We start from the raw sequence: 23,755 nt of genomic DNA on the forward strand, positions 1-23,755 counted from the left end.
CGATCGACGCGGGGTAGCGATGACCCTGGGTCGTTCACAGGCAGCGCAATTCCGTGACCCTGGGTCGTTCACAGGCAACGCGATTCCGTGACCCTGGGTCGTTCACAGGCAACGCGATTCTGTGACCCTGGGTCGTTCACAGGCAGCGCAATTCCGTGACCCTGGGTCGTTCACAGGCAACGCAATTCTGTGACCCTGGGTCGTGCACAGGCAACGCGATTCTTTGACCCTGGGTCGTGCACAGGCAACGCGATTCTGTGACCCTGGGTCGTTCACAGGCAGCGCAATTCCGTGACCCTGGGTCATCTCAACATACCGGCATACAGCCTCAGATCTCCCACTCCCAAAACGACCCTGGGTTGTCTCTCAACCAACATGGATGCGGGTGATCGACGACCCAGGGTCGTTTGATTTCCCCGTAGCGTCTTGGGGAATGAGGCTCCCCCTCCTGCGCCGAATACGCTTCCGCCGGCGCGCAAGGTTCTATCTGGTTGAACCTATCAGGAGACGCTCTCGCTCTCGGCCCCGTCAGGCGGAAGGTTCTGGGCCGGCCGCGCATCGCCGCGCACCGAGGGGCCACGGCGCTGGTAGGGGGTTCCCAGGATACGGCTCAGCGCGGTGCGGGTACGCGTGGAGAGGTAGCAGCTCACAAAATCCACCGAGGTGCGTGGGTCGAGATAAGGGTTCTGGGTTTTGCCCAGCTTCACGAGCATCAGAACCTGCTCGGCCACGCTGACCGGGCAGCCGGCGATGCGCATCACATCGCTTTTGCGCGCGCCCAGGAACTTCTGCTCCACCTTGAGCATCTTTTTGAAAATGTCGTCGACTTTATAGGTCTCCGGGTTGAGCTCAGAGCGGTCGCGATAAAGGCTGTCGATCTGCACCTGCTGGCCACCGATCTCTCCCTGATAGGTCGCGCAATCGCCCATAAAGACGACCTTCTCGCCAGGTTTGGCGTCGATCTCCCCTTCGTAGGCGCCGAAGACGATATGCATCGGGGGCATTTTTTCGTCGGTGGACGCGTCGTAGACCCTCAGGATCTCGATGGCCTCCTCCAGCGCGCCGGGGCAGCCGCCCCAGCAGTAATCATCGGTCTGGCTGGGGGGCCGACCGGAGTAGGCGCGGATGTTGGTGCCCTTGAAGTACTCTTCGACGCGGATCAGCCCGACTTCAAAGTTTGCTGCGCGCTCCTTTGCCTCATCCAGCGAGACGTCACCGATGATGCGGATCTGCGCCAGGTCCACCGGTCCAAAACCGCGCTCATGGGCCAGGCGAATATGATCGACCGTCATCGGATCGACGCCGATGATGTGGCAGCAGACCGCATCAAAAGCCACCTGGTTGTTGCCCATCAGCATCATATCCAGCCGATAGGGCAGCGGCGTGAGCATGCGCCCCTCCCCGGCGATGATCGCATCGGTGGCGATGAACTGCGGCTGGGTGATGTACTGCAGGTCGGCGACTTTATAATTGAGCGCATGATCGTGATCGATGAGGCGATGACGATCATCCTGGATGCCGATGTAGTTCTTCATACTGAAGGTGACCGTCGTCCAGGGATGCGCCTTGAACTTGGGGCAGTTCACAAAAAAGTCGGCCTGCGCCACCGGCTCCGGCGTATAAAAGGACTCGCGCAGCCGGCCCTGATGGTAGAGGGGAATCTCCACCTGGGTGGACTCCTCAAAATGGTAGAGCTTCACGTCGCCCACGCGCCTGGCCATCTCGTAATACCCCGCGTTTTTGAAGGTATAACGGGTGGGCACGGTGATGCCGCTGCGCTCCCCGACGGCGAGTTCTTTGATGTTGGAGCCACGCTTCTTGAGGGCGCGTAGGATGCCCTCCACAAACTCCGCGCGGGTGTAGGCATGCGGGAACATCTCGCCAGACGCCACCACGTTGGGTTTGACCAGCGTGCGACCGTGGGGTTGCAGGCCCAGCGTATCGAGCCCCTCCACCGCCAGGCGCTCAATGCGCTCGGGCTCATAGTCGGGGCAATGCCTTAAAATCACGGTGGGCATAGGGTCGGTCATCGCATCACTCCATCAGGGTTGAAGGCAAAGGCGCAGGCTGCACGTAGTGTAAACGGTCGGGCGCCGGGGTCCAATCCCGCTGCCTTTTCGGTCGTGAATCACCCGCATGCAACGCGCCCTCCTCGCGCTTGCGACGGGGTCATTTAATGACCGTGGGTGGCACCTCAAGCGCATGGATACTGGCGAAGGTCCAACCCCGGGTCATGTTCGGCGAGTGAGGTATGAGACGGAGGCGGGGGGAGATGGCGTTTGGCGATGCGTTGGGGACGCGACCCACGGTCACCTCTCATAACGACCGTAGGTCTCGCCGATCCATGACCCACGGTCACCTCGAAGCCGCATAAACACAGGCGATGGTGGAACCTACGGTCACCTCTTCCACCTGACCCACGGTCACCTCTCACAACGACCGTAGGTCTCGCCGGCCCATGACCCACGGTCGCCTCGAAGCCGCATAAACACACACGATGATGCAACCCACGGTCGTCTCTCCCTCCTGACCCACGGTCACCTCTCACAACGACCGTAGGTCTCGCCGACCCATGACCCACGGTCACCTCGAAGCCATGACCCACGGTCACCTCGAAGGCGCATAAACACACACGATGGTGCAACCCACGGTGATCTATCAGGCGCTGACCTATGGTCCTTTGCGGCACGCTGGATAGCCTGCCGCCAGCCGGCACACTGGCCGGCATTCAACCGGTCATTTTGTCGCGACAGCCCCCTCTGTACCTTCCCCAACTCCCGTTGTATGCTCCCGCGAAATTGGCCCATCGCCGCCTCGTATGTGTTGGATTGAAGGCGGCGCGCTCACTGAATCATGTCGTTTGCAGGACCTACTTTATGGTGATGGATATCACCTCCAGCAACGCCCCGACCTCCCGGGCGGATGCACCTCCGGCGCCGGCCTTTGCTCCGGCGCAGCTTCGCGAGGCGGCCCTCCGGGTGCGCGAGACTGCCTATATCGTGCGTGAGCCCTCCGGGGGACGCATCGGCGTGAGCTTTGATGTGCGTCACCTTGATGCCACAGGCGGCTACGAACATCTGGCGACTCTGCCGCCGATGTACCCGGAGTGGCTCGGCGACCGCGCCTTCTGCGAGACCCACGGACTGCGCTTTCCTTACGTGGGCGGCGCGATGGCCAACGGCATCACCAGCCCCGAGATGGTGATTCGTCTGGCGCACGCCGGCATGCTCGGTTTTCTGGGCACCGCCGGCCTCTCGCTTGAGCGTATGATCGATTATATCGACCGCACCGCCGCAGCCCTCCATCCTCAGAGACTGCCCTTCGGTGCCAACCTGATCCACTCCCCCCAGGAGCCCGGGCTGGAGATGGCCACCGTTGAGCTCTTTTTGAGCCGCGGGGTGCGCCGGGTCTCCGCCTCGGCCTTTATGCGCCTGACCCCGGCGGTGGTGCGCTATGCGGTGAGCGGACTTTTTCGCGACGCTCACGGTCGTGTGCAGCGCTCCAACTTTCTCTTTGCCAAAATCTCGCGGCCGGAAGTCGCCGAGCCTTTTCTGAAGCCCGCTCCGCAGAAAATGCTGGAGCAGCTGGTCTCCGAGCGGAAGATCACGGCCGAAGAAGCAGCGCTGGCCCGGGAAGTTCCCGTGGCCAGCGATATCACCGTGGAGTCGGACTCCGGCGGTCACACCGACCGCCGCCCGCTGGGGCCGCTTTTCTCGGTGATCGCCCGACTGCGCGACGATCTTCAGCGCGCGCACGGCTTTACCACCCCGGTGCGCCTGGGCGCGGCCGGCGGCCTGGGCACCCCGCAGGCGGTGGCTGCGGCATTTGGGCTGGGCGCGGCCTTTGTGCTCACCGGCTCCATCAACCAGGCCAGCGTCGAGGCCAATCAGTCGCCGACAGTCAAAGCCATGCTCGCCCAGGCCCGCTTCGCCGATGTCACGATGTGCCCGGCCGGCGATATGTTTGAGATGGGCGTCGAAGTTCAGGTCTTAAAGCGCGGTAACTTCTTTGCGGCCCGCGCCAAACGGCTTTTTGAGGTGTACTCGACCTACCCCTCCATCGAGGCGATCGAGCCGGAGGTTCGCGAGAAGCTCGAGCGCGAGATCTTCCAGCAACCCATGGAAGAGGTCTGGCAGAAGACGCGCGAGTTCTTTACGCGCCGCGATCCGCAGGAGATCGAACGCGCCGAGCGTGACCCACGCCATCGTCTGGCGCTGGTCTGCCGCTGGTACCTGGGGCTCTCCAGCCGCTGGGCAATTGAGGGGGTGGAGGGGCGCCAGCTCGACTACCAGGTGTGGATGGGCCCGGCCCAGGGCGCCTTTAATGACTGGGCGCGCGGCACCTTCCTGGAACCTCTGGAGGCGCGCCACGTCGACCAGATGGCGCTCAACCTGATGGAGGGTGCCGCTCGCCACACGCGCGCCTCCCAGCTGCGCGCCTTCGGCGCGGCCATCCCCCCCGATGCCTTTGATCATCGGCCGCTCCCCCTGGCTTGACCAGGCCTGCCCGGCGTCCACACTCCCGACGCTCGGATCCCGTCGTTTCGAACTCGAGTCTCGCTGACCCCCGGTCGGCGCTTTTGACGCAGTAGGATTTATGCCTCTTATCCCCACGTCTTCTTCGGCCCCCTCCTTGCCAGATGCCGGCACCTCGCAGGATGAAAACCTGCACCACGGCGGCGACCACCCGCCGGTGGCCATCGTTGGCTTGAGTGCGCTCTTCCCGGCCTCGGCCTCCCCGGGGCGTTTCTGGCAAAACATCATGGAGGGCAACGACCTCATCACCGAGGTGCCGCCGTCGCACTGGCTGATTGAGGACTATTTCGATCCGGAGCCGGGCGACGCCGATAAGACCTACTGCAAACGCGGCGGATTTTTGCCCGATGTGGACTTCGATCCGGTGGCCTTTGGCATCCCGCCGACGATGATCCCGGCCACCGACACCACCCAGCTCCTCGCGCTTATCGTGGCGCGCCAGGTGCTCGACGACGCCTTTAAAGGCCAGTTCGAGTCGATGGATAAGGAGCGCATGAGCATCATCTTAGGGGTGACCGCCGGTCAGGAGCTCTTGATTCAGGCGGCCTCGCGTCTGCAGCGCCCGCAGTGGCTGCGTGCACTGCGCGAGCAGGGCATTGGCGAGTCCAAAGCCCAGGCGATCTGCGACCGCATCGCCGCGCAGTACACCCCCTGGCAGGAGAGCACCTTCCCGGGTCTTCTGGGCAATGTGGTGGCCGGGCGCATCGCCAACCGCTTCGACCTTGGCGGCACCAACTGCATCACCGATGCGGCGTGTGCGTCCTCGCTCTCGGCGATGGCGATGGGGCTCAACGAGCTTTACCTCGGCCACTCCGATGTCGTGATCACAGGCGGGGTGGACTGCTTTAACGACATCTTCATGTACATGTGTTTCTCCAAAACCCCGGCGCTCTCCCCCAGCGGCGACTGCCGCCCCTTCGCCGACGGTGCCGACGGGACGTTGATGGGCGAGGGCATGGGGATGTTTGCGATGAAGCGCCTGGAGGATGCGGAGCGCGATGGGGATAAGGTCTACGCGGTGATCCGCGGGCTGGGATCTGCGTCCGACGGTCGTTCTTTGTCGGTGTACGCCCCCCTTCCCGAAGGCCAGGCCAAAGCGTTGCGTCGCGCCCATGAGCGCGCCGGCTTTGCGCCCGAGACGATTGAGCTTGTCGAGGCCCACGGCACCGGCACCCGCGCCGGCGATGCCGCCGAGTTTGAGGGGCTTCGCCTGGCCTTTGGCGGCAAAGACACCTCGGAAGACGTTGAAAACACTCAAGAAACAACCCCAATGCCCTGGTGTGCGTTGGGGTCGGTCAAAAGCCAGATCGGCCACACCAAGGCCGCTGCCGGCGCCGCCGGGCTCTTTAAAGTTGTGATGGCGCTGCATCACAAGGTGCTCCCGCCCACCATCAAGGTCGGCCAGCCCAACCCGAAGATGGGCATCGAAGAGAGCCCCTTCTACCTCAATACCGAAGCGCGGCCCTGGGTACGCGGTGAGGATCATCCGCGACGCGCCGGTTTGAGTTCGTTTGGATTTGGCGGCAGCAACTTCCATGTGGCGCTGGAGGAGTACTGCGGGCCGGCCGCAAAACCCGATCGCCTGCGCGCGCTCAAAACCGAGCTTTTTGTCTACGGCGCCGAGGATCTCGGCTCGCTCAAAACCACGCTGACTTCGCTTCAAAAGAACCTTGAGGTGCGGCCGGACGATGAGGGCGACAAACGCGAGCTGCTGGCCTTTGAGGCGCATGCCTCGCAGTCGAAGTTCAACCCACGGTCATCGCATCGCCTGGCGCTGGTCGCCGCATCGCTCGACGATCTCGGCAAGAAGATCGCCCAGGCGCTGGCGAACTTCGACGCCGAAAAGATCGACTTCGATCTTCCCGGGATGTGGGCGCGCGCCGGCGAGCCTGTGAAGGGCAAGGTCGCCTTTTTGTACCCGGGTCAGGGAAGTCAGTACGTGGGCATGGGAGCCGATCTGGCGATGGCCTTCGACCGCGCCCGCAAGGTCTGGGATACGGCCGCACCGCTGGGGCTGCATCATAAGGTGTTTCCGCCCCCGGCGTTTGGCAAAGACGACAAAGAGGCCCAGGAGCTTGCGCTGCGCGAGACCGAATGGGCTCAGCCAGCCATCGGTGCCGACAGCCTGGCGCGTCAGGCGATGTTGCAAGCGCTGGGGCTTAAGCCCGAGATGGTCGGTGGTCACTCCTACGGAGAGGTCAGCGCGCTGCAGGCCGCCGGAGCCTTCGACGCCACCACCATGCTGAACATCGCCGCGCGCCGCGGCCAGCTGATGGCCGAGGCCGCCACCACCACAAGTGGCGCGATGTGCGCGGTGCGCATGTCGGCCGACGAGCTTCGCGATGTTCTGAGCACCTGCGACGCCGACGTCGTGATTGCCAACGACAACAGCCCCACTCAGGTGGTGATCTCGGGCTCGGTGAAGGCGATTGAGGCGGCCGAGAACTTCCTCGACGAGCAGCTCATCACCTTCATTCGCCTGCCGGTGGCCACCGCCTTCCACTCCCCGATTGTGGCGGAGGCGGCGCCGGCGTTCGGCGAGTTTCTTGGCGAGCAGGCGATTGGGGAGCTGAGCTGCCAGGCCTTCGCCAATGTGAGCGCAGAGGCCTACACCCCCGACGACGCCGACGCGATCCGCCAGAGTCTCCAGAATCAGATCAGCTCGCCGGTGCGCTTTGTGGAGATGATCCGCGCGATGCACACGCAAGGCGCTCGCTGCTTTGTGGAGGTCGGCCCCCAGGGAGTGCTCAGCGGGCTGGTCAAACGCATCTTAAGCGGGGAGGAGTTCGAGGCGATCGCGCTCGACGCCCGCGGCAAAGATGACGTCACGGCGCTTTTTGAAGCGCTCGGAAAGCTGAGCGCACTGGGCATCACGCTTGATTTTGCAGCGCTCTGGGAAGGCTACGCCCTCCCGAGCGACCCGCGTGAGCGCCCGCGCTCGAAGTTTACGATCAAGCTCAACGGCGCCAACTACGGCCGGCCCTACCCGCCCGAAGGTGGCGCGGCGGCGTTGCCGGCGCCCAACCCCGATGTTGCGGATCGCCCCGAGTTTTCAACGTCTTCGGGCACTTCAGATATCTCAAACACTTCGAACACTTCGAACACTTCGAACACCTCGACCGTTCGAAGCGACGTTGCTCCGGCGGCGCATTCCACCCGCGACGCGAGCCACAACTCTACCAGGGACAACACGACGATGAGTGAGCAGCAGTATACGAATGGTCAGCCGACCGCACCGGGTCAGGCGGCAGCGCCCACGCAGCAGACTTATCGCAGTGGGCAGGCGGCAGCTGCCGGTCAACCGGGAGCTACGGCGTCGGCACAGGCGTTTGCGGAGTATCAGCGTGCGATGGCCGACAGCCATATGGCCTACCTCCAGCTGATGGAGCGCTCGGTGGCCCAGGCGCAGATGGCATACATGCAGGCCATGGAAACCTCCTTTGCGCAGTGGTGCCAGGCTGGCGGACAGACGGCGACCACCCCTTCGATTCCCGCGCAGCATGCGACTCCGGTGCAACCCCCGGTCATGCAGCAGGCCCCGATGAATGGCTACCACGCGCCCGTCCACACCCAACCGCCGGTCATGCAGCAGGCCCCGGTGAATGGCTACCAGGCCCCGGTTGCACCGACGTTTTACAGCGCTCCCAACGGGCCTGGCGCCAGCCTCAATGGCCACGCGACCACCCCTGCCTCACCCGCACAGAATAAGGCGTTGGCGCAACCCACGGTCATGTCGCAACCGCCGGCGCCCTCCCAACACATGGCACCTCCGGCGCCTTCGGCTGACCTTACCGGCACCTTTATGGACGTCGTCGCCGACAAGACCGGCTACCCCGCCGAGATGCTCGACCCCTCCATGGCTCTTGAGGCCGACCTGGGCATCGACTCCATCAAACGCGTCGAGATCCTCTCGGCCGTCCAGGAGACGTTGCCCGGGCTTCCCGAGCTCGACCCCTCGAAGATGGCCTCGCTCAAAACACTCGGCGATATCGTCGCCTATTTGCAGAGCACCGCGCCGGCGCAGAGTGGTGGATCACCCGCACAACACAACGCTCAGGCGCAACCTACGGTCACCCGGGTGACCTCGGCGAGCACGCCTGCGACCGACCTGACCTCCACCTTTATGGGCGTCGTCGCCGATAAGACCGGCTACCCCGCCGAGATGCTCGACCCCTCCATGGCTCTTGAGGCCGACCTGGGCATCGACTCCATCAAACGCGTCGAGATCCTCTCGGCCGTTCAGGATAAAGTGCCCGAGCTTCCCGAGCTCGACCCCTCGAAGATGGCCTCGCTCAAGACCCTCGGCGATATCGTCGCCTATTTGCAGAGCACCGCGCCGGCGCAGAGTGGCGGATCACCCGCACAACACAACGCTCAAGCGCAACCTACGGTCACCCAGGTGACCTCGGCGAGCGCACCTGCGGCCGACCTGACCTCCACCTTTATGGACGTCGTCGCCGATAAGACCGGCTACCCCGCCGAGATGCTCGACGCCTCCATGGCTCTTGAGGCCGACCTGGGCATCGACTCCATCAAACGCGTCGAGATCCTCTCGGCCGTCCAGGATAAAGTGCCCGAGCTCCCCGAGCTCGACCCCTCGAAGATGGCCTCGCTCAAAACCCTCGGCGATATCGTCGGGTATATGAACACGCTCGGCACCACCACCGTTGCGGAGGGTAAAAGCCTGGGAAAATCTGAACCGTCGGCGGTGACCGTCCCGCTCCCCACCCGCTATGCGGTGGAGCGTGTGGCTGCGCCGTCGGCGGGTTTGACCTTTTTGAGCAACGCCCCGATCACGCTGATCGACGATCAGGGAGGCGTGGCCTCGGCGCTTGCCGAACTTCTCGGCGAGCGAGGCTATGAGGCGGAGGTGGTCAACGACCTCGCTGAAGACCGCGTGGTTGCGCAACTTCTCGACCTTCGGGGGCTGCGCGAAACCCCGAGCGTTGACAGCGCGCTGCAGCTCCAGCGCGACGCCTTCGCCTGCGCGCGATTCGCCGCCCGGACGGGCGCGTTGCAGACCTACGCGCTCATCCAGGACACCGGCGGCTCGTTCGGGCTGAGCGATGCCCCGCAGGGCCCCCGCGCCTGGCTCGGAGGCTTAAGCGCGCTGGCCAAAACGGCAGCGCTGGAGTGGCCCTCCACGCTCGTCAAGTCGATCGACATCGCCTCCCAGGGTCGCGCTCCGCAGGCGGTGGCGCGCCGCCTGGCTGATGAGCTTTTGGGCGGAGGCCCGGAGCTTGAAGTGGCTCTGGCCGCCAACCTCTTGCGCTACACGCTGCGTGCGACACCGACCGATGCCCCCACCGAGGGTCCCCTGACCCTGGGCACCTCCGACATTCTCATCGCTTCGGGCGGCGCCCGCGGTGTTACGGCGCACTGCCTCATTGAGCTCGCGAAGGTGGCGCAACCGACCATCATCCTGCTCGGGCGCACCGCGCTTGACGAGGAGCCCGCAGCGCTGCAAGCGGCCCGGACCGACGCCGACATCAAACGCATCCTTCTGGAGCAGGCGCGTGCCCGCGGCGAGTCGCCTTCGTTGAAGGAGATCGGCCGCAAAGCCTCCAGAACGCTTGCACAGCGCGAAGTTCGCCAGACGCTTGCCGCCATGGAAGCCGCCGGCGCTCGCGCCCGCTACCTGGTCGCCGATGTGCGTGATCGCGACGCGCTGCACCGGGCCTTTGAGACGGTTCGCAAGGACCTTGGAGCCCCCACCGCCCTTTTGCACGCTGCCGGAGTGCTGGCCGATAAGACCATCGAGCAGAAGTCCGATGACGATTTTAACTTCGTCTTCGACACCAAAGTCGACGGTCTGCGCGCCCTTCTGGAAGTCAGCACCGACGACCCGCTGCGCTTTGTCGGCGCATTCTCTTCGGTGGCCGCTCGCACCGGTAACGTCGGTCAGGTCGACTACGCCATGGCCAACGAGACACTCAACAAAGTCGTCGCATCTCTGGCCGCCGAAGGGGCCAACAACCACCCGGACCGCCCCGCCCTCTTGACCCGCTCGCTGGGCTGGGGCCCCTGGGACGGTGGCATGGTCGACGCCTCGTTGCGCGCCCACTTCGAGTCGCGCGGCGTCTCGTTGATCGATCTTCAGGCCGGCGCCCGCGCCTTCGTCTGCGAACTTCGAGACGATTCGGCGGGCACCGAAATCGTGCTCGGCGACGGCCTTCTTGACGATGCGCTGCGCGCTCGCGCCATCACCTTCGTCAGCGCGCGCACCCACGGATTCTTGAGCGGCCACAGCGTCCAGGGCCACCCCGTGCTCCCGGCGGCGGTCGCCCTGGACTGGCTGCAATCCATCGCGCGCCAGGCTCTACCGCACGCCGACGCGCTCTGCCTGCGCGACTTCAAGGTGCTGCGCGGCCTCACCCTGGAGCACTTCGAGGCGGCCGATGCGTGCTGGCGCTTTGAACTTCGCGCAACCTCACAACCCGGCACCGAAGACCTCCTTCTGGAAGTCCTCGACGATCAGGGCAACCGCCGCTTCAGCGCGAAAACAAAGGCGGAGACGCAACCCACGGTCACGCCGCTGAGCATCCCCACGCGTTTTGAAGACGCCACCCTGGGCGTGGATGCGATCTATGAGCGCTGCCTCTTTCACACCGGAGCGTTTCGCCTGATTCGCGCCGCCGATGGCCTGGGGCACCCCGAGGCCTGCGCCACGCTCTTGCGGGCCATCGACGCCGGCTGGCAGACCGCCGTCTGGGCCGGCGATCCGGCACTGGTCGACGGAGCATTGCAGCTGGCGCTGACCCAGGCGGCCCTCTCCGACGGTCGCGCCAACCTGCCGACGGCCATCGCTGAGTTTGTGGATCTGGGTTTAAGCCAGTGCGACGGTCCGGTGGAACTTCTGGCAAAGACCCGCGAGGTCAACGCCCACCGCGCCATCTTCGATCTGGATCTTCGCTGCGCCGACGGCCAGCTCGCCGCAACCATTCGCGGCCTTGAGATGTACTTTCGCTCCGAGCAGCTCCTATGAGTCGCCCCACCCCTGTGGCCATCGTCGGCCAGTCCTGCGTCTTCCCTGGCTCTCTGTCGCCGGAGACCTTCTGGCAAAATCTGCTGGCGGGCCGCGACCTGCTCAGCCCTCCCGACCCTGAGCGCTGGCGTGCTGAGCCCGCCGTCGCAATGGGCAAACCCGGCTGGAGAAACCCCGGGGGCTACGTCACGGGCTTTGACGAGGTCTTTGAGCCTCAAGACTACGCGCTTGACGCTGACCTCCTGCGCCATCTCGACCCGCTGGTGCAGTGGTCGGTGCATTGCGCGAAGCAGGCCTACCTTCAGGCGCAGAAGGGCGATGAAGGCCGCCTGGCGATCTTTTTGGGCAACCTCTCGCTTCCCAGCGAGGGGATGGCAATGCGTGTCGAGGATGGCCGTCTCCCCGAGGCGGTGCGCGACGCCCGCCAGGCTTCGCGCAGCGAGGCGGCGAACCTCGCAGGGCAGCTCGACCGCCATATGAGCGGACTTCCCGCCCATCTCATCGCCCGAGCCCTCGGACGGCCCGAAGCACCCGCGACCGCGCTGGATGCGGCCTGCGCCTCGTCGCTCTACGCCATCAAACTTGGCATCGAGCGGCTGCGCGCCCATCAGAGCGATCTGGTGCTGGCCGGCGCCGTCAACCGGGCCGATCCTCTCTTCTTGAACATCGGTTTTCAGGCCCTTCAGGCCCTCAGCCCCACGGGACAAAGCCGCCCCTTTCACCGCGACGCCAACGGGCTTGTGCCCACCGAGGGTTGCGCCTTCGTCGCGCTCAAACGCCTCGACGACGCGCTGGCCTGCGGCGACACCATCCTGGGCGTGATTCACGAGGTGGGCCTCTCCAACGACGGGCGCTCCGACGGATTGCTCGTGCCCAGCAGCGAGGGGCAGGTGCGCGCACTTCGCGCAGCCTACCGCGGCCTCGATCTTCGCCCCGCCGACATCGGCTATATCGAGTGCCACGCCACCGGCACCGCACTCGGAGACGGTCGCGAGCTCAAAAGCCTGCAGGCCCTCTTCCCCGATCGCCACGACGAATCGCTGCCCATCGGCTCGCTCAAATCGAATATGGGCCACGCCATCACCGCCGCCGGCATGGCCGGGCTGCTCAAAATCCTGGCGTCGATGCAGGCCAACCAGCTCGCGCCCACCATCCACTGCGACGCGCCGATCGACGCCCTCGATACGAGCGCGTTTCGCGTGGTGCGCACCCCGGAGCCCTGGGAGCCCGCCCGCCAGGTGGCCGCCCTCTCGGCCTTCGGATTCGGGGGCAACAACAGCCACCTGATCGTCGAGTCCTGGCCCTCGTACGCCCGTGCCTACCCCGAGGCAATCGCCGGAAACACCTCGAACACCCGCATAAAATCTGGACATTCCTCAACCCTGGGTCACACTCCCGCCCCACAGAATGCCGAGCCTGTAGAGGTCGCGGTGGTCGCCCTGGCCACGCTTTTGCCCGACGCCCGCACCACCGGCGAATGGGCTGCCACCCTGCTCAACGCCCCATCCGGGGGAGAGCGTACGGGAGGCAAGGGCGGCAAACTCCACACGCTGACCCTGCCCTTCAAAGGACTGCGCTTTCCGCCCCGCGACCTCGAAGTATCGGTGCCGCAGCAGATCGCAATGCTTCAGGTCGCGCAAGAGGCCGCCGCCTTTGTCGGAGGGCTGCCCCGGGATCGCACCGGCGTGTTTGTCGGCATGCAGACCGATCCGGACGTGGTACGCCACGGGGTTCGCGCCCGCCAGGCGCACCTCTCGAACGCCGAGAAAGACGCCATCGCCCCTCCTCTCTCGGCGGCCGCCGTCATCGGGGGGCTTCCCAATATCGTGGCCAACCGCATCAACGCGCACCTCGACCTGGGCGGCTATTCGCTGACTATGAGCGCCGAAGAACATTCAGGCATTGTGGCGCTTGAGGAGGCCGTGCAGGCGATTCGCCGAGGCGAACTCGACGCGGCGGTGGTGGGTGCCGTCGAAGTTGCTGATGATCTTCCTGAAGATGCCGCCGTGGCCCTCGTCATCAAGCGCGCCGACCTTGCGCGCGACCAGGGCGACACCATCCTGGCCACGCTTCCGGCTGAGACCGACCTGCGTGACGCCGTCTCTCTCGACGCGCATCTTCCCGACTGCGGCAGCGCCCGGGGGCTGCTGGCCATCGCCGCGGCCATTGCGCTCCCGGAGTTTGCCTTAAAGCGAGGCGGAGAGGCTACCGGCCTGCGCGCCACCGCCGTCGTGGCGACCTCCGCTGCGCAGGCCTCACCGCGACGCACCGCCCTGAGGCGCGCCCCCCTCCCCGTGGCCCTTGATGCTCCGAAGGTCCACCGCATCGACGCCCCCATCCCCGCCTTCGTCGTCGCATCCAGCCCCGAAGAACTCGCCGAAAAACAAACCCGTCTGACCCGTTTTGCAGCGGGCGGCGAAGCCCCGGGCGAAGGCATCTACCCCCTCGACGCGATCGACGGCGAGGTCGCCCAGGTCTTCACCGGGGCTGCAGCCGCCTACCACGGCATGGGACAGGGACTTTTGCTGGCCTTCCCCGATCTTCTCGACGATCTGCGCGGGCGTTTTGCGCGCGTCGACGCAGCCACCCGCTGGATGACCCACCCCGATGCGCAGGCACAAGCAACCCCGCTCGATAAGCTCTTTGCTGCGTCTACCCTGGCCCAACTTCATAGCGATCTGACAACCGAGTTTCTGGGCATCGACTTCGACGCCGCCATCGGCTTCAGCAGCGGGGAGACCAACGCGCTCTTTGCCACCGGCGTCTGGCGCGACTTCGACGCGCTCTACGACCAGTTCTCCAGCAGTGGCACCTTCACCCGCGCGCTTGGCGGCACCTTTGATGTGCTCAAAAAAGCCTGGGCCGAGCACCTGAACGAAGACGAAGCGCCGCAGTGGGAGACCTGGCGGGTGGTCGGCCCGCGCCAACCCCTCGAAGATGCGCTGGCCGAGGAGCCCCTGGTCCACCTCACCCTCATCAACGCCCCCGACGACCTGACCATCGGGGGGCATGCCCCGGCGATCGCCCGCGTCCTTGAGCGACTTCCCCGACATCGCGCAAGCCACCTGGACTACGACATCGCCGTGCACATCCCCGAGGTCGCCGGCTTTCAGGAGCGCTGGCTTAAGTTGCACACCCGCCAGAGCTTTCCGAGCACACGTCGTCTCTACAGTCACGCCTTCTTAAGCCACTACGAGCCGACCAGCATCACCGTGGCACAGGCGCTGCTGGGCCAGGCGTTGCGCACCGTCAACTTCCCGGCGCTGATCAACGCCGCCTACAATGACGGAGTACGCATCTTTGTGGAGCACGGAGCTCGCACCACGCTCGGCCCCTGGATTCGCCAGATTCTCGGCGAACGCCCCCACCTCTGCGTCTCCCTCGACTCGGCGGCCGACTCCGGACTTCGCCCCCTGGCCAACGCCATCGCTCGCCTGGCCGCTGCGGGCGTCTCCGTCGATCTCGACGCGTACAACGCTCGCATGGAGCACGCGCAAAACCACCCGCTCTTCATGACCGTGGGTCGCGCGACCAGCAGCAACGACGCCACCTTGAGCTTCCCGGCCCACTGGCCCTCCTACCAGATCTCGCCAGCAGCGCCCCCCTCCCGCGCCGCTGCACGTGCGCCTGAATCCGCTCCCTCTTCTGCCCCCGAGCAGCCGATGTCTCAGATCACCATTCTGCCCCCGGCCCCCGCGCTTCCCCGGGTCACCGACGCGGCGATCAATGCCCCTGCCCGGGTGCAGCCGACCTTCGACGCGCCGACACATGCGAAGCAGCACCCGCCGACACAACCTCCGGTAGCGACACACCCCGTGGCGAGCCAACCAGGGGGTGGGGCGCAGCATGACACGTTGCATGCAGTCGTCCCCTTGTCCCCGGTGCAGCCTCGGAGCACCTCGACCGCGGCATTGCCCCCCTACTTCGAGCTGCAACGCCAGGCGTATGAGCGCTACCTGGGCGTGCTGGCCACGCAGGCCGAGGTTCATAAGGCCTTCCTGGCCCACTCTCAGCGCGCCTGGCAGATGGCGAACCAGCCGGGGCATACTCCCGGGCATCCCTCGAACCCCATGACCCAGGGTCGGCCTTTCGCAAGCAATGACGCCGACTTTTCGACGTCGGGGGTCGTTCTGGAGTCTCACACCTACCCCGCGACGCCCAACGCTTCGAGCATGACCCAGGGTCATCACGGTGTGACCCACCGTCACGGTGTGACCCACGGTCACCCGAACATGACCCTCGGTCACCCCACAGAAACGACCCTGGGTCACCCGAACACGACCCTCGGTCACCTCAACAACACGACCCTCGGTCACCTCAACAACACGACCCTCGGTCACCCCACAGAAACGACCCTGGGTCACCCCGGCAACACGACCCACGGTCAGAAAAACACGACCCTGGGTCACCCCGGCAACACGACCCACGGTCAGAAAAACACGACCCTGGGTCATCCTCGAGAGACGACCCAGGGTCACTCAAACACAAGCAATAGCGTCGAATTATCGACCTCTCCCCCCGCTCCCACCCCCGTCGGCCCCACCTTCGATCGTGCCGATCTGGAGGTGCTGGCCAGCGGCAACATCTCGCAGGTCTTCGGCCCTCTTTTTAGCATCCAGGACGACTTCCCCCGCCAGGTGCGCATGCCCGAGCCGCCGCTCTTGCTCGCGGACCGTGTCACCGGCATCGACGCCGAGCCCGGGGTCGTGGGCACCGGCACCATCTGGACGGAGACCGATCTCACCCCCGACGCCTGGTACCTGCACCGTGGACACATCCCGGCGGGCATCATGATCGAGGCCGGCCAGGCCGACCTTTTGCTCATCTCCTGGATGGGCGCCGACTTCCAAAACTGTGGCAAACGCATCTACCGCCTGCTCGGTTGCGAACTCACCTACCGCGGCGGTCTCCCGCAGGCCGGCGACACGTTAAGCTACGACATCCACATCGACGGCCACGCCAACCAGGGCCCGATCCGCATCTTCTTCTTCCATTACGACTGCCGCGTCGGCCAGGACATTCGTCTCTCGGTGCGCGAGGGTCAGGCGGGCTTTTTCTCGGACGCCGAGTTGGCCGAGTCGATGGGCGTGCTCTGGACGCCTGAGAAAGAAGCGCTCGACGAGGCTCCCGCTCACATCAGAAGCCTCATCGATACCGAGCTTGTCCCCTCGAGTTTCAGCGCCGCGCAGGTCCAGGCTTTTGCCGACGGCGATCCTGCCGCCTGCTTTGGGCCGGGCTACGAGCGCCTGCTCACCCACACCCGCACCCCCTCAATCCACGAGGGACGCATGTGTTTGATGGGCGAGGTTGAAGAACTTAACCCGAGCGGCGGTCCGTGGGGACGCGGCTATCTGCGTAGCCGCCTCGACATCACCCCGGACCACTGGTTCTTCGATGGTCACTTTAAAAACGATCCCTGCATGCCCGGCACCTTGATGTTCGAGGCCGGCATGCAGGCGATGAGCTTCTATATGGCCGCCTGCGGCCTGACGCTTGCTCGCGACGGCTGGCGCTTTGAACCTGCCCCTGACATCCCCTACCAGCTTCGCTGCCGCGGCCAGGTCACCCCCACCTCAAGGGTGCTCACCTACGAGATCTTTGTCGAAGAGCTCAACGACGCCACCTCCGGCGGCCGCCCCGCCCTTCGCGCGCATATTCTGGCGACGGTCGACGGTCTCAAAGCCTTCCACTGCCGCTCGATGGTCATGCATCTCGTCCCCGACACCCCGATGGGTGAGCGTATTGCGTGTGAGGGGATGCCCGAAGATCGCGATTCGAGGGCGGTAGAGTGTGGTGGCGTGATCCATGACCGCTTCGCCCTGGAGGCCACCGGCATCGGCCCGGCGACCGCCTGCATGGGCCCGGCCTACCAGCGTTTTGAAGACGCCGGGCGCATGCCGCGTCTGCCCGGCGATCCCTTCCAATTTATGACCCGCGTGACCGACTTCAGCTCCCAGCCCGGCCAGAGCGCACCGGGCGATGAGGTCGTCGTCGAGTACGACCTTCCCGAGGATGCCTGGTACTTCGATCATAACGATCGCGCAGTCGTCCCCTACGCCGTACTGCTGGAGGCGGCGCTGCAGCCCTGCGGGTGGCTCTCGCTGACTTCCATGGCTTTTGCGGAGGCAGCGCAGCCCCTTTATTACCGCAACCTCGACGGGCAGGCGACGCTTCTGCAGGAGCTGCTGCCGGCCGGCGGCACGTTGCGCACGCACACGCGCATGACCAACCAGTCGATCTCCGGCTCCATGATCATTCAGAGCTTCGAGGTGCAGTGCACCATCGACACCGTGCCGGTCTACGAGCTGACGACGACGTTTGGGTTCTTCCCCCACGCCGCGTTGCAAAACCAGGTCGGACTGCCGCTCACCGACCTCGACCGTGAGCGGCTGCAGGCAGCCCCCGAAGTCACGATCAACCCCGAACTGCGCGCCTCATGGTCAACCCAGGGTCGGAGTGAGACGGGTCGGAGTGAGGCGCTGGAGTTACCCCCGGTGGTCGACCTCACGACACCTCCCGACCCCGAGCACCCCGAGCTCTGGCCCGACGCAATGCTGCGCATGATCGATCGCCTCACCTCCTGGGAGGAGTCGGCCACCGGCGTGCGCGTTCGCGCCGAAAAAGACGTCAATCCGGCCGAGTGGTTCTTTAAAGCCCACTTCTTCCAGGATCCCGTCCAGCCCGGCTCGCTCGGAGTCGAGGCGATGATCCAGACGCTGCGCTACGCCCTGCTGCGCCTGGGGCTTCATCGCCGCTTTGAGCGCCCGCTGATTGAACCTCTGGCATTGAACCAGGCTCTAACCTGGAAGTATCGCGGCCAGGTCATCCCCGAAAATCAGAAGATCACCATCCTCCTCGATCTTCACACCGTTGAGGAAAACGACCACGACACGCTCCTCATCAGTGATGCCTGGCTTCTGGTCGACGGACTGAAGATCTACCATACCTCCAACCTGGCGCTGCGCGTGCGCGAGGAACGATCATGACGCAGCCCGCATCTTCCCTCACTCGTGTGCTCACCGGCGAGTTTCGTCGAGTGGCGATTCTCAACCGCGGCGAAGCAGCGATGCGTTTTATTCGTGGCGCCAAGACCTGGAGTCGTCGCGAACGTGTGCCGCTGGAAACCATCGCACTCTACACCTCCATCGACGCTGACGCGCCCTTTGTGCAAGCAGCCACCCACGCCGTCGCGCTGCCCGACCCGTCCCCGGGCGAAGCCTCGCCCTACGTTAACATCGATCTTTTGCTGGATACCGCCCAGGCTGCCGGTGCCGACGCCATCTGGCCTGGCTGGGGCTTTGTCTCCGAAGATCCCGCGCTGGCGGATGCCTGCCATAAGCGGGGCCTGATCTTTCTAGGCCCCCCGGCCTCAGCCACCCTCCAGGTGGCCGACAAGATCCACGCCAAACAACTCGCCGAGCGCTGCGACGTGCCGGTGGCGCCCTGGTCAAAAGAGCCCGTTTCCGACTCAAAAGCTGCGCTGGAGGTCCTGCACACCATCGGGTACCCGGCCCTCCTCAAGTCCGCAGCCGGAGGCGGGGGCCGGGGCATCCGCCTGGTTCATGCCCCCGATCAGGTCGAAGATGCCTTTAAGAGCGCCTCAACCGAAGCCCTGATCAGCAGCGGCAACCCCGCCCTATTCATCGAGCGCTACATCACCGAAGCCCGCCACGTCGAAGTCCAGGTGCTCGCTGACACCCATGGCAACGTCTGGACGCTGGGCACTCGCGACTGCTCGGTACAACGTCGCAACCAGAAACTTCTTGAAGAAGCTCCGGCCCCGGGACTCCCCACAGAACTCAGCCAACGCCTGGAAGCCTGCGCCCGCCGCATTGCCCGGGCCTGCGCTTACGTCGGCGTGGGCACTGTCGAATACCTCGTACTTCCCACAACCCTGGGTCATGCTTCGGCACATGATTCTGCGGCGACTCAAACGACCCTGGGTCATGCTTCGGCACATGATTCTGCGGCGACCCAAACGACCCTGGGTCATGCTTCGGCACATGATTCTGCGGCGACTCAAACGACCCTGGGTCACTCCGCGCAACCAACCCAGGGTCATCGATCCCCCTCACAACAAGAGGGCGATCTCACCTTCGTCTTCCTCGAAATGAACACCCGACTTCAGGTCGAACACACCGTCACCGAAGCGATCTTCGGCATCGATCTTGTTGCCGCTCAGATCGATGTCGCGCGTGGCCTGGACCTGAGTTCCAGAGCTCGCCCGGAGCCGCGTGGGGTGGCTGTAGAGGCGCGCCTCAACGCCGAAGATCCCGACGACGGCTTCGCTCCGCGCACCGGGCAAATCCTGCGCTTCGTCGCCCCCGATGGCCCCTGGATCCGCGTGGATAGCGGATACGCCGAGGGCAACACCATCCCCTCGGCCTTCGACTCGAATGTCGCCAAAATCATCACCTGGGGCATTAACCGCCGGGACGCGCTGGCCCGCCTCCACAGCGCCCTCGATGACACCGTGCTGGCCCTGGAGACCGGCCTCTCCAACCGCGCCCTTTTGCGCGAACTCGTCGCCGACTCCGATTACCACGATGGCCCGGTCACCACCGCGTGGCTCGACGCATTTCTTGCGCACAGGCCCCGCGCCCACCAGCGTCACGAACTCGCCGTCGCGCTGGCAGCAGCGGCGATCGGCGATCACCTGGCGACCCGTCGTCAGGAGCTGCGCCTCTTCTTTGCCCAGGCTCTTACCGGCCTCCCGCGGCGCCTCTCTGCGCCGGGCCCCCGAGAACTCAGCTACCGCGTCGACGGCACTCCCATCGACATCACCATCGCCACCCTTGCTCCGATGACCTACCTGGCCTCCTGCGGTCCCTGGGAAGCGATCCTTGAGGCACGCCCCACCGGCAACGCCCATATGGTGTTGACTATCGGCAACGACACCTACCAGGTCATCCGCGTCGCCCGCCCCGATCATGTCGTCCTTGAGGTCAACGGGGTAGCTCATCGTCTTGAAAAACGCTCCGACGGCAACATCACCGCCCCCATCCCGGCAGCCATCAACCAGATTCACGTCGAGCCCGGTCAACGCGTAAGCTCCGGCCAGCGCCTCATTACGCTGGAGGCGATGAAGATGGAGTTTCCCGTCGTCGCCCCTCTCGATGGCGTGGTCGAGAGCATTCTCACCGCGCGCTCATCCTCGGTCGAAGCTGGCCAACCTCTTCTTCGACTGCAACCCGACAGCGATGCCACTTCCGAAGGCGCTCCCGTCGTCTCGCTCTCACTTCCAGGTCTAAGCCGCCGCGCACTGAACACCGCCGAAGTCCTGCACGCCCAACTTCTCGGCTACGACGTCGACCCGGACCTGGCTACCACCGCGCTCGACACCCTGCTCGATTCCCCCGAACGCCTGCAGCGTGATGAGCTCCTCGACCTCTTTGCGACCTACTGTGCCGGCGAGTCCCTCTTCTGGCACGGTCGCGAAGACGACGCGGCGAACTCTGCCGGCGACTCCAGCGCCGAACAGCTCGCCCGCTTTCTGCGTCAACGCCACCTCGACGACGAACGTCTCTCGGAGCGTTTTACTGCCAAACTCCGCCTCTATCTGGCCTCGCACGGCCTCAAACGCGACCATGAATGTCGGCCTGGCGAGCGCCTCGATCACGCGCTGATGCGCCTGTTACAGGCGCGTAAGGAGCGCAAACTTCGCGACCGCCTCGCCACCGAAGTGCTGCGCGCCCTTCTTAGTTCAACGCGCAACGCCGAACACCTCGCATCACCTTCGTCGCTTCAGCAGCACTTCGGCCCCTTGCACACCACGCTCCCCACCCTTCTGGAAGCCCTGGCCGGCGACACCACACGCAGACGTCGCTGGGAGCTGGCCGCATTGGTCTGGCAGCTTCGCCACGCCCTGGAGTCTACCGCGAGCGCAGCGCCCGCGCCGCCCCGCCCGACCTTCTGGGACAACCCCACCCCATCGCTCACCCCCACCCCATTTTGCCTCACTCCCACACAACCGGGGGTTGAGCCATCGTCAGATATGGCGCTGCGATCGTGGGCACTCACCACGACCGACGATCCCGATGACAGCCGTCTCTGGGTCGAGGTCTGCGTGGCCCCCAAAGGTGATGACGATCTCGATCTACTCTCTCTTAAACGCGCCTTTTTGCAGGCCGCTACAACTCTGCGTCATCACATCGCAAAGACCACTGCGACGCCCTCATTCAACCGCATCATCCTCAGCTATATCGGCGAGCTCAACGCCACCAACGCCTCGATCACCGAGCTCGCCGAACAGCTCAACGCCCAGAGCGCCGACCTCGCTCTCGAACTTACACTTCTCCGCTCCAGCGCCGGGCTGACGCTCAACAAACGCCCCTGCAACGCGATTATCTTCGGTCCGGCAACCGGCCTCGGCGCCTCTTTTGCCGGTGTCGAGACTCTTCCCCCTGCGCCTCCACTATCCTCAGCCGACCGCGGTGCACTGCAGGCCCACCGCCGAGGCCTCTTCCACCCCTCGGAGGTCATCGCCTGGCTAACCGGGGGTCAGACCTCACCCATTGTTCATGCAGCGATCGCGACATCATCGCCTTACACAGGCACCTTTCAGGAGTGGGATTTTGACGCCCAAAACAACTTCGCCCCCACCTCCCGGGCTCCGGGCCAACATCAGGCCAACCTGGTCGTTGGGCTCATCACCAACTCACTGCCCGACGCCTCCACGCTGACCCGGGTTCTCATCATCGGCGATGCCACCCGTACGATGGGCTCACTGGGCGAGGCCGAGTGCCGCCGTATTTGCCTGGCACTGGACCTGGCCCGCGAGCGAGACCTGCCGGTGGAGTGGGTTGCGCTGAGTTCCGGCGCGCGCATCGCCATGGACTCCGGCACCGAGAACCTCGACTGGACCGCGCGTGTGCTGCGCCGCATCGTCGAGATGACGCAAAACGGACACCCTATCCACGTCATCGTCGATGGCCCCTGCGTCGGCGCCCAGTCCTACTGGAACGCCGAAGCCACCATGCTCATGCACTGCAAGGGCGCACTCATCATGACCCATCGCGGCTACATGATCCTTACCGGTCGCAAAGCCCTGGAGTTCTCCGGCTCGGTCAGCGCCGAGAGCAACACCGCGCTGGGCGGAGCTCCGATCATGTTCCCCAATGGCGAGGCTCAGTACGAAGCCAATGACCTTATCGACGCCTACCGACTGCTCTTTACGCACTATCGCCTGACTCGCCCCAGGGGCGTAGATCACCGCATATTTGCGCCGCCATCCTCAACCCTCGGTCATGCATCACAGGCCGAAAACTCGCCGCCATCTTCAACCCTGGGTCATCCCGCTCAGGCCGAAACTCGTGGCAACTTCACCCATTCTCCCCCTTCCTCGAACGGGTCCTCTGCCGAGCTCAACGCGATCTTCGATCCCGACCTGAACCCCGGCAAAAAGAAGCCCTTTGCGATTCGCACCTTGATGCAAGCAGTCCTCGACTCGGGCGCGCCCACCCTGGAGCGGTGGTCTGCGCTACAGGGGGGCGAATCGGCGGTGGTGTGGCTGGGAGAGCTCGGCGGGCAATCGGTCACGATGATCGGCGTTGAGTCGCAACCCATCCAGCGTCGCGGACCGGCCCCGGTCGACGGTCCCGATACCTGGATGAGCGGCACCCTCTTTCCCCACTCCTCGCGCAAAATCGCGCGCGCCATTCATGCCGCAAGCGGGGTGCACCCCCTGGTGATCCTCGCCAATCTAAGCGGCTTCGACGGCTCTCCAGAATCATTGCGCGAGCGTCAGCTTGAATGGGGCGCAGAAATCGCCCGCGCCGTCATCAACTTCGAAGGGCCCATCCTCTTCAACGTCGTGGCGCGCTATCACGGCGGGGCGTTTGTCGTCTTCTCCCAGGCTCTCAACGAAAACCTCCATGCCACCGCCCTTGAGCACACCTTTGCCAGCGTCATCGGGGGCGCCCCGGCTGCGGCAGTCGTATTTCCCGGTCTCGTTCAACGCCGCCTGATCGCGCACCCCGACTATCCGCAGGCCGATGCCAACGCGAACCCCGCTCAACGCCGCGCCGATCTCCAGTCCCTGCGCGCTCGCATTCAGGCCGAACTCGCCAGCGAGTTCGACCACATTCACAATGTCCACCGTGCCCGCGAGGTCGGCTCGATTCACGACATCATCACCCCCGGACGACTGCGCGAGCATCTGATCAATCGCCTGGTCGACCCGATAAAATAACGACTCTCCCATTGACCCAGGGTCAGCGATCGCCCGGTAAATCCA

General features: G+C 64.9%; 5 protein-coding genes. 4 read left to right on the forward strand and 1 reads right to left on the reverse strand.

The genetic code is table 11. The features are described 5' to 3' along the window. Positions 1–500: 500 nt before the first annotated feature. Positions 501–2,030 (reverse strand): DUF362 domain-containing protein, encoded by a 1,530-nt coding sequence (locus tag EA187_RS07045; protein WP_115606456.1) that lies wholly within the window; start codon positions 2,028–2,030, stop codon positions 501–503. Positions 2,031–2,876: 846 nt separating this feature from the next. Here EA187_RS07045 and EA187_RS07050 point away from each other — a divergent pair. From EA187_RS07050 to EA187_RS07065, 4 genes are all read left to right on the forward strand, one after another. Beyond that, a complete protein-coding gene (locus EA187_RS07050; RefSeq protein WP_127779750.1) occupies positions 2,877–4,496 on the forward strand; it encodes a PfaD family polyunsaturated fatty acid/polyketide biosynthesis protein in 1,620 nt (539 codons plus the stop codon). Positions 4,497–4,596: 100 nt separating this feature from the next. After that, entirely contained in the window at positions 4,597–11,520 is a 6,924-nt protein-coding gene (locus EA187_RS07055) for a type I polyketide synthase (RefSeq protein ID WP_127779752.1), read from the forward strand. Beyond that, the gene (locus EA187_RS07060; RefSeq protein ID WP_127779754.1) at positions 11,517–18,506 is read left to right on the forward strand and encodes a beta-ketoacyl synthase N-terminal-like domain-containing protein; all 6,990 of its coding nucleotides are present in this window, start codon (positions 11,517–11,519) and stop codon (positions 18,504–18,506) included. Before EA187_RS07055 ends, EA187_RS07060 begins: the two co-directional genes overlap by 4 nt. After that, positions 18,503–23,710, forward strand: coding sequence for an ATP-binding protein (locus tag EA187_RS07065; protein WP_127779756.1), 5,208 nt, complete (start codon positions 18,503–18,505; stop codon positions 23,708–23,710). Before EA187_RS07060 ends, EA187_RS07065 begins: the two co-directional genes overlap by 4 nt. The last annotated feature ends 45 nt before the right edge of the window (positions 23,711–23,755 follow it).

The sequence above is a fragment of the Lujinxingia sediminis genome, assembly GCF_004005565.1.
In the GTDB taxonomy this organism is placed as follows: Bacteria; Myxococcota_A; Bradymonadia; order Bradymonadales; family Bradymonadaceae; genus Lujinxingia; species Lujinxingia sediminis.